This window comes from Vibrio sp. 10N.222.51.C5, from assembly GCF_041474575.1.
GTDB classification, from domain to species: Bacteria; Pseudomonadota; Gammaproteobacteria; order Enterobacterales; family Vibrionaceae; genus Vibrio; species Vibrio crassostreae_C.
Map to the genome: position 1 here is coordinate 20,986 of NZ_JBFRUJ010000064.1, position 16,620 is coordinate 37,605.

The 16,620-nt window shown below is 46.2% G+C and carries 11 protein-coding genes and 1 tRNA gene; 4 read left to right on the forward strand and 8 right to left on the reverse strand.

The annotated features are described in order from the left end of the window. Positions 1 to 26 precede the first annotated feature (26 nt). Complete coding sequence (locus AB4558_RS19390; protein ID WP_372074582.1) at positions 27 to 5,849, forward strand: hypothetical protein; 5,823 nt, start codon at positions 27 to 29, stop codon at positions 5,847 to 5,849. A 70-nt stretch (positions 5,850 to 5,919) separates the two neighbouring features. On the opposite strand, the gene frdD is transcribed toward AB4558_RS19390, so the two are convergent. From frdD to frdA, 4 genes are read right to left on the reverse strand one after another with little or no spacing between them, the layout of a single operon-like run. Next, on the reverse strand, positions 5,920 to 6,306 hold the full coding sequence (gene frdD / locus AB4558_RS19395; protein WP_372074584.1) for a fumarate reductase subunit FrdD: 387 nt from the start codon (positions 6,304 to 6,306) through the stop codon (positions 5,920 to 5,922). A gap of 12 nt (positions 6,307 to 6,318) precedes the next feature. Continuing rightward, entirely contained in the window at positions 6,319 to 6,702 is a 384-nt protein-coding gene (gene frdC / locus AB4558_RS19400; RefSeq protein ID WP_017061300.1) for a fumarate reductase subunit FrdC, read from the reverse strand. A gap of 1 nt (position 6,703) precedes the next feature. Beyond that, on the reverse strand, positions 6,704 to 7,468 hold the full coding sequence (locus AB4558_RS19405) for a succinate dehydrogenase/fumarate reductase iron-sulfur subunit (RefSeq protein WP_009847917.1): 765 nt from the start codon (positions 7,466 to 7,468) through the stop codon (positions 6,704 to 6,706). Continuing rightward, the gene (frdA, locus tag AB4558_RS19410) at positions 7,468 to 9,291 is read right to left on the reverse strand and encodes a fumarate reductase (quinol) flavoprotein subunit (RefSeq protein WP_372056696.1); all 1,824 of its coding nucleotides are present in this window, start codon (positions 9,289 to 9,291) and stop codon (positions 7,468 to 7,470) included. Before frdA ends, AB4558_RS19405 begins: the two co-directional genes overlap by 1 nt. 451 nt (positions 9,292 to 9,742) lie before the next feature. Between frdA and epmA the strand changes: the two genes are divergently transcribed. Then, the gene (epmA, locus tag AB4558_RS19415; protein WP_372142051.1) at positions 9,743 to 10,714 is read left to right on the forward strand and encodes an elongation factor P--(R)-beta-lysine ligase; all 972 of its coding nucleotides are present in this window, start codon (positions 9,743 to 9,745) and stop codon (positions 10,712 to 10,714) included. A gap of 58 nt (positions 10,715 to 10,772) precedes the next feature. Here epmA and AB4558_RS19420 read toward each other — a convergent pair whose 3' ends face one another. From AB4558_RS19420 to rsgA, 4 genes are all read right to left on the reverse strand, one after another. Further along, complete coding sequence (locus tag AB4558_RS19420; RefSeq protein ID WP_017063171.1) at positions 10,773 to 11,660, reverse strand: DMT family transporter; 888 nt, start codon at positions 11,658 to 11,660, stop codon at positions 10,773 to 10,775. A gap of 113 nt (positions 11,661 to 11,773) precedes the next feature. Then, positions 11,774 to 13,189: a DASS family sodium-coupled anion symporter gene (locus AB4558_RS19425; RefSeq protein WP_372159016.1), complete on the reverse strand. Its 1,416-nt coding sequence runs from the start codon at positions 13,187 to 13,189 to the stop codon at positions 11,774 to 11,776. Positions 13,190 to 13,497: 308 nt separating this feature from the next. Further along, entirely contained in the window at positions 13,498 to 14,418 is a 921-nt protein-coding gene (asd, locus tag AB4558_RS19430; RefSeq protein ID WP_017063172.1) for an archaetidylserine decarboxylase, read from the reverse strand. A gap of 125 nt (positions 14,419 to 14,543) precedes the next feature. Next, entirely contained in the window at positions 14,544 to 15,599 is a 1,056-nt protein-coding gene (gene rsgA / locus AB4558_RS19435) for a small ribosomal subunit biogenesis GTPase RsgA (protein ID WP_017061306.1), read from the reverse strand. Between the two features lie 150 nt (positions 15,600 to 15,749). On the opposite strand from rsgA, the gene orn reads away from it, so the two are divergent. Both orn and AB4558_RS19445 read left to right on the forward strand, forming a co-directional pair. Further along, entirely contained in the window at positions 15,750 to 16,295 is a 546-nt protein-coding gene (gene orn, locus AB4558_RS19440; RefSeq protein ID WP_017055371.1) for an oligoribonuclease, read from the forward strand. Between the two features lie 180 nt (positions 16,296 to 16,475). Continuing rightward, positions 16,476 to 16,551 (forward strand) — tRNA-Gly (locus AB4558_RS19445). Positions 16,552 to 16,620 lie beyond the last annotated feature (69 nt).

The following is a 16,620-nucleotide window of genomic DNA, read 5'->3' on the forward strand; positions in this document are numbered from 1 at the left end:
TATTAAGCAACTATGTGGATATTAATATGAGACTTAATGCAATTACGTTGGCTCTTGGTTTGGTTAGTATCGTCGGGCTTTCAGGATGTGATGACGATGATACAACCGTGTCAACCACGACTCCGAGTGAGACTCCCTCGACTCCCAGCTCCCCAGCTGAAACGACTAAATACAGTGTGACTGCAATTGATGGTTATTTACGTTATGCTCGAATTTGGTTAGACCTTAACGGTAACTACGTCTTAGACGACGGTGAGCCTAATGCTATTTCTGGTGATGGCGGAGTTGCAGATTTAGACGTCACCGATGTCGACAACCCTGAACAGTACCCTGTCGTTGTGCAAGCGATCTCCGGGCAGACGATTGATGAAGATGAACCTGATGTTACGGTGTCTGACGACTATATTATGTCAGCCCCTCCAGGTGAAAAAGATGTCACCCCTTTGAGTACGCTAGTTCACGTATTGATCGAGCAAAACACTACAGATTCTGACGATGCTGCTGCGGTTGAAGCAGCAAAGCAAGCTGCCATTCAGCAAGTCGCTGATCAGCTAGGCTTAGATGAAGATGAAATCTTAGGTGATTTTGTTGAGTCAGGTGTTGAGGCTGCCGCTTATGCCGCTGAAAACTTGGTTGATTCAAATGTTTTGCCTTCATCTCCTCAAGAGTTGCAAGAAGTTGCTGAAAGTGAAGATAAAGGGACTAAGTTTATCTCTGTGATTGCATCTGTGAATAATGAAATCAAAAAGAAAATTGAAGAAGTTGCAGGTGATAGCGATAAGACATTTGATAATGTTGGTGGTGCGACAGAGGGTGTCGATTTTTCTAATGACACAGATGATGACGGCGTCCCCAATGACTTAGATGACTTTCCGAATGATCCCGATGAAAGTCTGGACTCCGATGGTGATGAGATCGGTAATAATGCCGACCTAAATGATGATACGGTGGACGGAGAAGATGACATCTACCCTGATGCCAATGATGCGTTTCCAACGGATCGTTCTCGTGCTGGTGACCATGATTCGGATGGGGTAGACAGTATTGATGATGTCTTCCCACAAGATCCAACTGAGTGGGCTGATAATGACTCTGATGGCTATGGTGACAATCAAGATGTATTTGATAATGACCCAACCGAATGGGCAGATACGGACGGTGATGGTGTTGGTAATAATGCCGATAAATTCCCATCGGATCCCAACGAGTCCTTAGATACGGACGGTGATGGCGTTGGTAATAATGCCGATGAATTCCCAACCGATGCGACCGAATGGGCAGATACGGATGATGATGGCTTAGGCGATAACGAGGATGACCCGTATCCAAACGATACGGATAACGACAGTTACAACAATGATGTTGATGAATTCCCAACCGATGCGACCGAATGGGTCGATGTGGACGGTGATGGCGTTGGTAATAATGCCGATGTTCATCCAGAGGATGGAAATAAGTCAATTGCTGATGTTGTGGCCAATGTTAGTGCAACTGATGTAGCAATTTTCAACATAACAGATCGCGATATCATTACACTGGATATTGAGGTCGAAGAAATGGTTGAGACACTGAATAGCGGAGAGATTGTTACCACCATAACTACTCAATATATCACTGCTGATGATGTGGTATATGGCACGACACAAAGTGTCGATCACCTGTTAAATGATGACTTTACTCGTATCCAGACCTTTGCGTACGACTATAACCTCGATGGTACTGCACGTTACGAAGGCATGTCTCTTGAAATTGGTACTAGAACCGAAACAAGCGAGACGTATTGGCGCTATATCGATGAGGGTGATGCATCTCTTGAGGGCGGTTTCGGCGGTAATGGTCGTGTCTATGAACAAGGCGTAGCCTTAACATCTAGAGTTCACCCAAATGACTTATCTCAAATAGATACAATACATAGTGTATCAGTGGAATTTGAGGACGTCGCAGAGGGCGTTCAAGCGGTCGAAACGTTAACCGAATACACGGTAAATGGCTTTGATATCGACGATGTTCAAACCCATCAAGCTCAATGGGCTCAGACTTTAACCACTGTAACGCAGGATTACGTGCAGAGTTTCGTGGAGTCTAAGCAGGACTGGGGTGCAGACGGTTACATCAATGTTGAACTTCGATTTAATAATATCCCTGATGGTAGCTATGTCTACGAATATTCGACACCAATATGGGCAAACCCACAAGATGGTGAATTCCATGAGTACGCAGACTTTAACTTTAATGATGGCAAATGGGACGATCTCACCTCGTACTGGAACTATTACCGCAAAGAGGTGCTAATCAATGGTGATGTTCTTGAAAGTGGAGAGCGTTCGGTTCTAAACGAGGAAACGAACACACTACTCATTGTCGATAGTGATCCAATCAATACCTTGTTCCAAGAATGGAATGCCGTGTCTCGTTCTGTCAGTGATGTGGAAAAAAATAAACACATAGAGTGGCAGCACTACCCATTAGCGGATTATTCATTTACGACTGACACTGATAATGTCGGACAGGCCTATCGCGTTTACCAGAAACAATCTAATGGCCTTTGGGTTGCTACCTCATTTGATGAGTGGGGAACACAAGCGGTTGTTGATCTACCACAACAGGTAGAGGATGCCCGTGCTGATGGCACAGAGTTGGAGCTTATTGATGATCAAATCATTCCAGGCCTGAGCCGATACGCTACGCTGTTACCTACAAGCAGCTTCCAATACGATGACAATGGGCCAATTCAATGGCACGTTGTAACGCAAGACTACCTATTGACTTATACGGGTATTCCAACACTGGTTACATTGAACCTTGGTGATAGTGGTGTGGTTCCTGGTTCGTTCACCGGAGTGAATGACGTTGATATGGTGCTTATGGTCCCGGATGTTGAGAATCCTTGGCCTTGGCACAATGCTTACTATCGCAGGGGCATAGACACTTGGAGCATGGACCTAACGGAGGAAGCGTTTAGTTGGCATAACAGTCTAGGAGTGTTCTTCTTAGACGAGACAGCTGCGCAAGATTATCTTGCAGAGTTTTTAAATCAAGATAGCGACGACGATGGCTTTAAAGACTACGAGGATGCTTTCCCTAATGATCCAAATGAATGGGATGATAGTGATGGTGACTATGTTGGCGACAATAGCGATGCCTTCCCTTATGACTCATTAGAGTGGGCGGATTCTGATAGTGATGGTTTAGGCGATAACCATGAGAATGCAACCGAAGGTTTAGATCCGAATAATGCTGATTCAGATGAAGACGGCGTTTATGACGGTGAAGACCTTTATCCAACCGACCCAAATAAGTGGACTATTACCGCCCAAGAGTTTGCGGAGCAAGAGGGGACTCTTTACGGATTCTTCAGCGATGGGAGCGAACTATCGTTCGTAGATATTCTGTTTAAAGAAACCTTGAGTTATGGCGGTGATACGTTAACCCTTACGGAACTCATACAGTACCGTGGTGATCAATCCTTTATCCAGCTACCACTTGAAGCTGAGGGGGACGTACAGCTCACTGAAAACGGCTGGCAAACTCCGGTAGGTTATACGATAGACTTCTCTGGAGAGCAACTTATTGCCTATCCAGAAGACAATTCCAGTTTCTATTATTCAGTAGAATCAGAAGTGGTAAACCTATCGGGTATGGCATTGTATGAAGTCTACTTTGAGTGGTTCGACTTCATGGAAGAGGCGAGGTTCGCTGAAGGCTCACAAGCGGTAATGTTTACCTTCTCTCCAGCCGTAAACCAGTACTTCCTATGGGAGGGTGGTAGTCCGTACGTGAGGTTCTCTGACGTCGGTTATGATACGGATGGTAGCTCTATTACAAGTCTGGACGACATTATTGTGTCGCAGTCGGTCGGTGAGTCGGTTTCCACAGATCTTACTACCTCTGTTGGCCTCTATCTAGACTTTGATATCGAGTTAGTGAGTGATGGCACGGCGCATTATTACTTCTTTGATTGGGACGCAGGAACGGCAAGTCGCGTCGCTACTGCGGATTACTTACGTTACACATTACACGGTGAAGATATCGTCGAATTTACCGTACCAGTTGAGGCTATGCCCTACATGGGAGAGGGGGATACGCCTACCATGATCTTTAGCATGTACAATGGTGAACTTACGGCAGGTGAGATTGAGGCGCCAAGTGCTGAACCGTCGGACGATACTATGTACGCTTTCAATGGTATTGCCGCACAGTCTATAGAAGATGGTGTAGTGTTGAGCGATTACCTATTTACCTGCTACTTGGGTGATAGCGATGATCAGTCAAGCCCAATCATGGCTGACTATGAGCTTGCGATTACGGATTGTGGCGGTCGAGCTCACATTACCAGCGAAATGGTCGAGGGTCTAAACTTCCAACGCGTTAAAGGCAATGGAAATACTCGTGACTACTTGTTCAATGCTGATGGCACAGTGCATGTATTGAAGGGAGAGGGCGGTAACTATACTGACGATTGGGTCATAGAAGATGGCTTGGTTAAGATCAGCTATTCTGATGAATCGGAGAGCTTCACGACTTACTGGGCACTGTTAGATTCGTTGGATGATACGTGGTCAATCAAGTTCTATGAGAACGAAGTTGTGGACGGTCAATCAAGTAGCTATATCTGGATGGATACTATTATTCAACAAGATCGTCCGATTGTGCTTGAAGAGTGCTACATCGGTGATGCAGAACCTGTTGAGGGGCAACCTATCCCGAGTATGAGTGACTACGAAACGGCGATCACGGATTGTGGCGGTCGAACTCACATTACCAGTGAGATGGTCGAGGGTCTAAACTTCCAACGCGTTAAAGGCAATGGAGATACTCGTGATTACTTGTTCAATGCTGATGGTACTGTACATGTATTGAAGAGTGAGGGTGGTGACTATATCGATGACTGGGCCATAGAAGATGGCTTTATTAAGGTTAGCTATTCTGATGAATCGGAGAGCTTCACGACTTACTGGGCGTTATTAGAGTCAATGGAGCAAACTTGGTCAATTAAGTTCTTCGAGGAAGAAACGTTAGGCGGTGTGACTGAAAGTTGGATATGGGCAGATACCGTGGTGCAACAAGATAGAAACGCTCTGCAGTTTGACCCGACTAACTTGGTATTGAGGGAGTACGATAGTAACAACTTCTTCTTCCATGCTGATGGCAGTATGAGTTACATCGGCAATGACGGCACTGAGACCTATGGGAACAGTTGGATGAAAACTTCAGCTAATACCATGGTGGTAACTTATGAAGATACCTCAACCGAGCAATGGGTACTTTTATCACAAACTGATGATGAATTAACTATCTCTAGGGATGGTTCAGAGGAGGTGCTTACAAATGTTACCTACGAGGGAACAGTAACGGTCTGTGAGGATGGTGATTCACCGTGGGATGATTTTACGGACCAACCCTCTGACTTTGGCACTCGTTCGGACTATGACAGCGCAGTCGCCAACTGTACCGTTGGTGGTGCTCAGTTTATAGAGTCTGATTTCACAGGTAATGGCAGTGAAAGTTCTCGTTGGGAGCTCATCGATCTTTGGGAGATAAATGGCACCGTCATGGCTGTAGTTGAAGAAGAGGTTGTGTTCCATAGTAACGGTACTGGCTACTTTGACGATGATGAGGGATTGTTCGGGTTCGATTGGGTGATTTTGAATGGTGAGGTGACCTTAACCATAACCGAAGAGGAATTTATAGGAGCCAAAGACACCTGGAATAAGGTTGATCAAGATGGAGAGTATATTACGACTAAATCCTTCTGGAGCGATCCAACCTGGAGCAACCCTGCGCCGGCAGAGGGAGAAGCTGAGATATTCTCGGGTGTGATGCGATTTGTGGGGTTTGAATCGCCGTAACGCATATAGACTTATCATCTAGCATAGAATAAACGCCTAGGGTCAAACCTAGGCGTTTTCTATTTAACTGTTAAATCATAAAAATGAAGATAATAGACAGTGCGCTGATTAGGCCTGCAACGAAGTAGCAGCCAACTTTACCCGCAACACCGACATGGAACTTAAGGTCGTGCATGCCGTGGTGAAGACGGTGCATTGCGTGCCACATTGGCAGTGCTAGCGTACCGATGATGAATAGCGCACCGATAATGCTGGTGGCGAATTCAGACACACGCTCGTAGCTCATTGCGTCCGCATCGATGATGCCCATTGGCACTAAGATACCTAACACTAGAACCGTGATTGGTGTGATCATCGCAAACCAAGTACCGCCAGCGCCAAATAGGCCCCACCAGATTGGCTCATCAGAGCGTTGTGGGTTGTGGTTAACAGGTGTTACTTTGTAATTTGTGTTCATAACGAAAGCTCCTTACACCACAACAAGAACGATTAAAGAAATAAAAGCCACCGCTGCCCACTGGGTCAGTACGATGATTTTTTTATCAACCAATTTGCCTTTAAGACGGATTGGCATTACTTGAGGCATCATGCTGAAGAAGGTTTGAGCGTGCAGCAAGCTGCCTAGCAGTGCCACGATGTTGATACCAACGACGATAGGGTTAGCCATAAAGCTCAACCAACCAGCCCAAGCTTCAGGGCCTTTCACTAGTGCACCCAAACCGAAGGTTAGGAACAGAGTGAATAAAATCAAAGGCAGTACAGTCGCTTCACGTAGCATGTAGAAGCGGTAGAACGGATGGTTGCTCCACCACGTTCTCTTCATCTCACGAACATAAGGCTTACGATTGCTCATATTATGCCTCCTCTGCTGTTTTTACTTGCGATCCATCAGGCTTGAACATCGAGATAACGAAGTCCATTGAAGACTCAACTTTGCCTTGGTTTACTGCAGCCGCTGGGTCTACTTTCTTCGGACAAACGTCAGAACAGTAACCTACAAACGTACAGCCCCAAGCGCCGTTGTCGCCATTGATAAGCTTCATGCGCTCAGCTTTACCATTGTCACGGCTATCTAGGTTGTAGCGGTGAGCAAGAGCAAGTGCCGCAGGGCCAATGAACTCAGGGTTTAGACCAAACTGAGGACATGCTGCGTAACACAAACCACAGTTGATGCAGCCAGCGAACTGTTTGTATTTCGCCATTTGCTCTGGAGTTTGGATGTTCGTGCCGTCTTCTGGCTTACGGTCGTTACCAATGATGTAAGGCTTGATCGCTTCAAGGCGCTCGATGAACGGCGTCATGTCGACAATCAAATCTTTTTCGATTGGGAAGTTAGCTAAAGGCTCAATCTTGAAGCCATTCGGGTAGTCACGTAAGAAGCTCTTACACGCCAGTTTTGGCACGCCATCAACCATGATGCCGCAAGAACCACAAATCGCCATACGACAAGACCAACGGTAAGACAGGTCTTTATCTAGGTTATCTTTGATGTAACCAATCGCATCAAGTACCGACATGGTTTCATCAAACGGAACTTCAAAGGTTTGAAAGTGAGGTTCTGCGTCGTGCTCAGGATCATAACGCAGGATTTCAATTTTTTGGATTCGATTCGCTGACATTATGCTTGCTCCTCTTCGCTCTTCTTCGCATTCTCTTCTGCTGCTTTTTCAGCGGCAGCGGCTTTCTCTGCAGCTTCACCGTACAGACGAGCTTTAGGTTGAGATTTAGTAATCTTAACGCCGCTGTAGTCGATGGTTGGTGCTGCATCTTCGTTGTAGAAAGATAGAGAGTGTTTCAGGAAGTTCACGTCATCACGTTCTGTGCAGTTGTCGTCTAGACGTTGGTGTGCACCGCGAGACTCTTTACGAAGAATCGCTGAGTGGACCATCGCTTCTGCAACTTCAAGGCCGTAACCCACCTCGATAGCGTAAAGTAGGTCAGTGTTGAACACTTTGCCTTTGTCTTTAATGCTGATCTTCTTGTAGCGAGCTTTCAGTTCAGTGAGTTTGTCGATGGTCTTTTGCATCAAGTCTTCTTGACGGTAGATACCACAACCCGCTTCCATGGTGTGACCCATTTCAGTACGGATGTCAGCCCAGTTCTCGTCGCCTTCTTGGTTTAGTAGACCTGCGATGCGCTCTTCAACCGCTTTCACTTGCTTAGCGATAGACTCTTCGTTCCAGCCTTTGAATTCAGCAGCGCGTTTCACCGCTTCTTCACCAGCAACGCGGCCAAATACCACGAACTCAGCCAGTGAGTTAGAACCTAGGCGGTTTGCACCGTGTAGGCCAACTGAAGCACATTCACCAACGGCGAATAGGCCTTTAATACGAGTTTCACAGGTACCGTTAGTTTCAATACCACCCATGGTGTAGTGAACGGTTGGACGAATTGGGATTGGCTCTTTTGCTGGGTCTACGTTTACGTACGCTTTTGCTAGCTCACAGATGAACGGTAGACGCTCTTGCAGGTACTCTTCACCAAGGTGGCGAAGGTCAAGGTGTACGACATCACCAAGTGGGTGCTTGATGGTGTTGCCTTTCTGCTGCTCGTGCCAGAATGCTTGAGAAACTTTGTCACGAGGACCCAGTTCCATGTATTTGTTCTTCGGCTCGCCCACTGGAGTTTCAGGGCCCATGCCGTAATCTTGTAGGTAACGGTAGCCGTTCTTGTTGACGATGATACCGCCTTCACCACGACAACCTTCGGTCATCAAGATGCCAGTGCCCGGTAGGCCTGTTGGGTGGTATTGAACGAACTCCATATCACGCAGTGGCACACCGTGGCGATAAGCCATTGCCATACCGTCGCCCGTTACGATGCCGCCGTTGGTATTGCAGTGGTAAACACGACCTGCGCCACCGGTTGCTAACACAACAGATTTCGCTTTGATCGTAACAAGTTCACCTTCAGACATGTGAATCGCGATTAGGCCTTGTACTTCGCCATCTTCAACGAGCAAATCCACCACAAAGTACTCATCAAATCGTTTGATTGTGTCGTACTTCATCGAAGTCTGGAACAGAGTATGAAGCATGTGGAAGCCGGTTTTATCCGCTGCGAACCACGTTCTCTCTACCTTCATACCGCCGAATCGGCGTACGTTTACTTCACCGTTTTCTTTACGACTCCATGGGCAGCCCCATTGTTCCATTTGGATCATTTCGCGAGTCGAGTTTTCAACAAAGTATTCAACAACATCCTGTTCACATAGCCAGTCGCCACCACCAACAGTATCGTTGAAGTGGTTATCTAAGCTATCTTCGTCTTTAATTACTGCTGCTGAACCGCCTTCTGCCGCTACCGTGTGCGAACGCATTGGGTAAACTTTAGAAATCAGTGCTACTTCCAGTTCAGGATTAGCTTCAGCCGCAGCAATAGCTGTACGAAGACCAGCGCCGCCTGCGCCGATGACTGCGATATCTGTGGTAATTGTCTTCACAGTTATTCTCCAGTGTGATGCGGAGTATTCCGCTTGTTATTATAAAAAGCCTATTTAGGAGGTTCTAAATTGTAGGAACCATTTAGCACCCCTAAGCCTTAAGTGGTAGGTTCAGTGTAAGAGAGGAAGGTATTCGAAAAGTTGATGCATTTGGGTTTTTAGGTCGGTAGTGCATATGGAGGCATAGAAATTATAGGTTATGTGACTGCAATCACGGCAATGAATTGTTGATAACGATTAACCCACAAGACTTGTGTTAACGGCTTGTTGAGTATGATTTTTGTTATCAATGTGGATGTGAAAGCTGTATTGATAATTGTATTGTAGAACGTAATTTTCTGGCTTCATTAAAGCAACATTTTGCTTTCACGAATAGAAAGATAGAAGCTTACAAAAGCGATGAAAGGTGGTAATTTTCGTCGCCTAGAATTCAGTAATATGGAACTCAATAATGCACTCTACATGGCAACCGGCCGCAACCATTAAACAGTTAAAGCAACGTGCTGATATCCTTAATCAAATTCGTCAGTTCTTTGCTGAGCGAAACGTGATGGAAGTGGATACGCCTGCGATGAGCCACGCCACGGTGACGGACGTGCATTTGCATACTTTCAAAACTGAATTCGTAGGGCCGGGTTATGCGCACGGTCAGCCTCTGTTCTTTATGACTAGCCCTGAGTTTCATATGAAACGTCTATTAGCGGCGGGCAGTGGCTGTATTTACCAAATTTGTAAGTCTTTCCGTAACGAAGAAAATGGCCGTTACCACAACCCTGAGTTCACCATGTTGGAGTGGTATCGCGTTGGCTTTGATCACCATGACCTGATGGATGAAATGGATTTGCTGTTACAGCAGGTACTTAAATCGGGCTCAGCAGAGCGAATGACTTACCAACAAGCCTTTATTGACGTGTTAGGTGTGTGTCCACTGGAAGATTCGATGGCTACGCTAAAGCAAGCCGCAGCAAAACTTGGGCTCAGCGACATTGCAGATCCAGAACAAGACCGTGACACCTTGCTGCAGTTGCTGTTTAGTATTGGGGTTGAAGCTAAAATAGGGCAACAAGTCCCTGCGTTTGTTTATGACTTTCCGGCTTCACAAGCGGCATTAGCCAAGATTAACCCGAATGACTCGCGAGTAGCCGATCGCTTTGAGGTGTATTTCAAAGGCATTGAATTGGCAAACGGCTTCCATGAACTAGACAAGCCACAAGAGCAGCTCAAGCGCTTTGAAGATGACAATGCCAAACGTATTGAGATGGGCTTATCGCCTCAACCGATTGACCATCACTTGATTGAGGCATTAAAAGCGGGCTTACCAGACTGTGCGGGTGTTGCTTTAGGTATTGATCGTCTGATCATGCTGGCATTAGGTTATGACCATATCGATGATGTGACGGCTTTTCCGTTCCCGCGCTCTTAGCTCTCTATTCAGTTAGTCTTACTTACTGTTTGGCTAACTGACCAGAATCCCAGTGCCACTATCTTACTAGGATACCAGTGCCAATAACGGCAACAATGGCACCGATCCAAGCGTAGGCATTTGGTCTCTGTTTGGTGTACAGCCAAAGTATTGGTAACAACATGATTGGTGTGGTTGAAGATAACAGAGCAACCATGCCGACATTGCCTTCCTGAAGCGCATACAAGATCAGCGTCATTCCCACCGCCATCGCTAAAAATCCGTTCACTGCAGTAATCGCAAATATTTGACCATTCATCGGGTTGATTGCGCGTGAGAGCTTAGCGCCAGTTAGACGAAATGCGGAGTGAGCAACAAAAGCGGTAATCATACGAATCGCTGAAGCGGCAACAGGGTCTATGCTGGTTTGCATCACGGGTTTTGCAATAATACCGCCCAAGGCTTGGCAAATAGCGGCAGTGATTCCGAGAGCTACACCAATCCACACGGTGCCCTTGATGGTTTCGAGTTGGTTGTTGGCTTGTCCTCGACGACCAAAGAATATCGCGGTTAAAACGCCACTGAACACCAAAGCCGAGCCAATCAGCTCCACCGAAGTCATGCTTTCGCTAAATAGGAAGTAACCAAGAATCGCCGAGAACACGGCGTGACAAGAGAACAGCAAACCTGCTTGGCGCGGTCCCATTCTGTTCAAACAAGCAAATAGGGCGGTATCACCAATGAAGATGCCAATTAGCCCAGACAGCATCATCGGCGTGACTAGGTCTGCTTCGACCGTTGACCAGCCACCAGTAAACCAAGCCATGCTCGATAAGATGATAGCAGTGCAACCCATGCGCCAACGGCTATAGGCGAAAGAACCTAAGTGTTGAGCAGGCTTTACTGACATCAGGCTCGCGATGGCCCAAAGAAAAGCGGCAGCAAGAGCCAGCCATTCGAATCCCATTGAAGTGTACGTCCGTGTCAAAATGTAGAAGTGGGGGATTCAATATGCACTAAACCTTCCAGATAGCAAAGACGTGATTACTATCTGGAAGGGCATTAGTAGGGATTAACGTGCTAGGTGATGATAAACAGGGCGAGGTAAACCATCAGCAAGCCCACAATACCTAAGATGATGCCCATCTTCGCCATGTCTTTGCTTTCGATAAGCCCGGTCGAGTAGGCCAGTGAGTTTGGTGGTGTCGATACTGGCAGAATCATGCCAAGTGACGCAGAGAAGGCGACCACAACCAGCAAGCCTTGCAGACCACCAATCGCAACTAGGCTTTCCATGGAAGCACCAATTGCAGCGGCTATCGGCATCAGCAAGTTGGCAGTTGCGGTGTTTGACATGAAGTTCGCCATTAACCAGCATACGATGGATAACGTTAGCACTACCGCTGTTGGTGAGAGCGACTCATAATCAATCGCGTGTGCGAGTGCCACGGCTAAGCCTGTTTTATCTAGTCCTATACCAATCGCAATACCACCCGCGACTAACCACAACACATCCCAGTTAATCAGTTTGAGCTCTTCTTTGCCCATGATGCCGGTGAGAGTAAACACAGCCAGTGGAATGATAGACACCACATAAGTGTTCATGCCGTGCAGTTTGGTGGTCATCCACAATAGGATAGTGGCAGCGAAGGTGATGTAAACCACAATCGCTCGCCAGCTCTTTCTAAATTGTCCATCGAGCTTGAGCACCATGTTTCTTTCTTTAGAAGGGAAGAGTTTTTGTAGAAGAAACCAAGCGATGGTGAGTTGGATGATCACAAAGGGTAAGCCCATCATCATCCAGCTGAGGAAGTCGATGGTATTTTCACCCGTTAGGTATTGCAGCGCGATGGCATTGGGCGGTGTACCGATTGGGGTTGCGATACCGCCAGTATTGGCAGCAATTGGAATACACAACACGAGCGCTTTGATACCCATATCGCCTTTTGGTGCAGATGCCACGATAGGGCCGAGCAGTGCAAGCATCATTACCGTCGTTGCGGTATTTGACATGAACATTGAGAACACGGCGGTGATCAGCATTAAGCCGAGCATAATGAAGCGCGGTTCTGTACCAAATGGTTTAAGTAGCACTCGAGCTAGGTTGTTATCGAGTTCATACTTGGATGCGGATATCGCAAGAGCAAAACCACCCATGAAAAGGATGATGATCGGTGACGAAAATGCACCGAAGATGTCGGTATATTTGATTAACTCACCGAGATCGTGCCCCGCTGGTGGATTTCTAAATAGGTGTAAACCTTTGTCAGATATCATCACCAGTTCAAGCGCAATGATCAAAATGGAAGTGGCGAATACCGGAACAGGTTCAAGCACCCACAGCAGGGCTGCTAATAAGAATATCGCCAACAGGCGGTGTTGAATCAGCGTGAGATCATCGATTGGTATTGAATCTATCGGCATGAATAACACGCCTAAGGGAATCGCAAAACAAATCAACAGCTTGACCAGAACGCCAACATTGAGTTTAGGCATGTACAAAGACCCTATAAATAAAATATCTTCAAATAGAGTAAGTTATCTGGATTTCTGGTACTTGGAGACGGGTTGGAAAATCAAAAAGTTGTTTAAGGTTTCGACAGTTGTTTTGTTTTTGGTCAATCTTTTATCTGGGCAATTAGAGACAAGAGTGAGAAGCAGCAGGTGGCTGGGCAGGGTTTGAAAGATTGAGTTGTTAGAGCTTGAGTAGCAAATGAATCGGTAGAGTTAAGAAAAAGGCGCGTTCTTCTCTGAAATAGAAAAAGTAACGCGCCTTGAAAGCTTAAATGAGTTAACTCAAATTGTTAAGCTTGGTCAGTGTTCTCAGCAGAATCGGTAACAACATCGTCATTTGCTTGCGCTTCTTTGCCAGCAATGTGCGCGAAAGGTGTACCAAGAACCGTTTTCTCGCCATTTTGCATAGTGTCGTCAAACTTGATCGCATCTTTAGCGAACAGGTTGATAACGGTTGAACCAAGCTTAAAGCGGCCCATCTCTTCGCCTTTCTTCAAGATGATTGCTTTGTCACCTTGTGCAGGGTAATCCCATTTGTAAACCGAGTTACCGCGAGGTGGGGTGATGGTACCTGCCCACACTTGCTCGATGCTGCCTACGATCGTTGCGCCAACCAGCACTTGTGCCATTGGGCCAAATTCCGTATCGAAGATACACACGACACGCTCATTACGTGCGAATAGATTTGGAACGTTCTCTGCCGTTAACGGGTTAACTGAGAAAAGGTCACCCGGAACGTAGATCATCTGGCGCAGTGTGCCGTCGCATGGCATGTGCACGCGGTGGTAATCACTTGGAGACAGGTAAAGCGTTGCGAATTCACCGTCTTTAAACTCATCCGCTAGCGCAGCATCACCACCCAATAGCTCGCGAGCTGAGTAGTTATGGCCTTTCGCTTGAATCAGTTGACCGTCAGTAATTGGGCCAAATTGGCTTACACGTGCATCTGCAGGGTGAACAATAACAGATTCACCTTCGGCGATGGGACGCATGCCTTCTTTCAATTCACGCACGAAGAATTCATTGAATGTTTTAAAGTGTTTTGGATCGCTATGCAGAGCTTCATCCATGTTCACTTTGTATTGCTTGATGAACCAGTTGATGATCGCTGTCGTTAAGCCGCCCGCTTTAGCAGACGCAAGTTTGCCGACTAGGCGAGTTAATCCATGTTGTGGAATCCAGTACTGCAATCCAACTTTAATCTTATCCATTGTATTAATTTTCCAATGCTAATTGTTTTTCAATTAAATCTGTCGATGACGGTTTAGGGCGCGAGATGTTACTTAAATTCGCGCCAATTGTCAGTAAATGCACACATTTGTTCACAAAAACGCGATTAGAGATCGGCTTTTTTGTTGCGTGAATACTGACGGTTATCTTTGTTACTCGCCATGCTTTCAATGATGCGGTGGTAGTTGTCGAAACGTAATCGACTGATCTTTCCGTTTTCTACCGCTTCGCGCAGGATGCAGCCTGGGTCATCAATGTGTTTACAGTCACGGAACTTACAACCGCCAAGGTAAGGCTTGAACTCGATAAAGGCTTCAGTGATTTCGTCGGCCTCTAGGTGCCATAGGCCGAATTCACGCACTCCTGGTGAATCAATCAGATCACCACCAGAAGGGAAGTGGTATAAACGAGCTGCCGTGGTTGTGTGCTGACCAAGACCTGAGTTCTCAGAGACTTCGCCTTCTTCAATGTCTAGCGTAGGCATTAATGCATTCACTAGGCTTGATTTACCCACACCCGATTGACCAACAAAGATGTTGATACGGTCTTTGAGTTCAGCTTCCAGCTCTTTGATGCCGTAGCCAGACTCTTTACTCACGAACATCACTTTATAGCCGATCTTCTCGTACTCTTTAAGTGTTTCACGGTATTCAGCAATCTGCTCATCAGTCAGTAGATCGACCTTGTTCAGTACAACAAGCGGCGCGATGTTTACCGTTTCTGAAGCAATTAGGTAACGGTCGATAATATTAAGTGATAGCTCTGGTAGCACAGCCGATACGATAACCATTTGGTCGACGTTCGCAGCTACTGGCTTTAGGCCATCGTAGTAATCAGGGCGAGTCAGCATTGAAGTTCTCGGCTCAACCGCTTCCACAACGCCAGAAATACCGGCCATTGATTCTAAGCCTGCGCGCCAAGTCACTCGGTCACCAGAAACTAAAGTCTCGATACTACGGCGTAAGTTACAACGATGAACTTCGTTAGTTTCAAGATCTTCGATATCAGCATGTTGGCCAAAGCGCGTAATCACGAGTCCGCTTTTGGTTCCGCCAAGCATGTTCTCATCCCATTGGATAGAATCTTCTTTCTTGAGTCGCTTGTTCTGGTTGCTACGTACACGACGTACTTGACCTTTGGTTAACTTCTTTTTTTTAGCCACAATTTTTCACTTAACACATCTAACTTGATGATTGGGGACTCAAACAGGATGTTGCTGGTACCACGTGATTTCGATGGTCCTAAAGCTAGTTTGAGTATAGTTATTTGGGTATAGTACCTCTTTTACACATAAACAAATAGGCGACGCCTTATGTCCTTTAGCGATCAGAACCTTATTTGGGTTGATCTAGAGATGACAGGACTTGATCCTGAAACTCATAAAATCATTGAAATTGCTACTATCGTTACTGATAGTGAGCTTAACATCCTGGCTGAAGGACCTGTTTTGGCTATTCACCAACCTCAGAGTGAATTGGACAAGATGGACGAGTGGTGTACAACGACTCACACTGGCAGCGGCCTCGTGAAGCGAATTCAAGAAAGCACGGTTTCAGAGCAAGATGCCATCCAACAAACCATTGAGTTTCTTGAAAAATGGGTACCAAAAGGTAAGTCACCGATTTGTGGCAACAGCATTGGTCAAGATCGCCGTTTCCTATACAAGCACATGCCAGAGTTAGAAGAGTACTTCCACTACCGCTATGTTGACGTAAGCACGCTGAAAGAGCTTGCGCGTCGTTGGAAACCTGAAGTGCTAGATGGTTTTTCTAAGTCGGGAAGTCACCTTGCGTTAGACGATATTCGAGAGTCGATCGCCGAGCTGCAGTACTACCGAAAAACGATTATTAACATCTAGTCGAATAAAATGATCACGTTTATCTAACTTTTCAGGGACATAAGAGCCGTTTTTTTTGCAAATCTGTGTGCTTTTACAGCAGTTGAGTAAAAAGTTTCGTAATTTTGCATTAAGGACTTGCATCACAAAAAAATGCTCTTATAATTCGCAGCCCTGAACGGAGAAAGACGTTTTCAGATTGCGATACTAGCTCAGTTGGTAGAGCGCAACCTTGCCAAGGTTGAGGTCATCGGTTCGAACCCGATGTATCGCTCCAATTTGTAGGTTACGGCGAAAGCGGTAATCGAAAGGTGAAAGACCTTTTATAATGCGATACTAGCTCAGT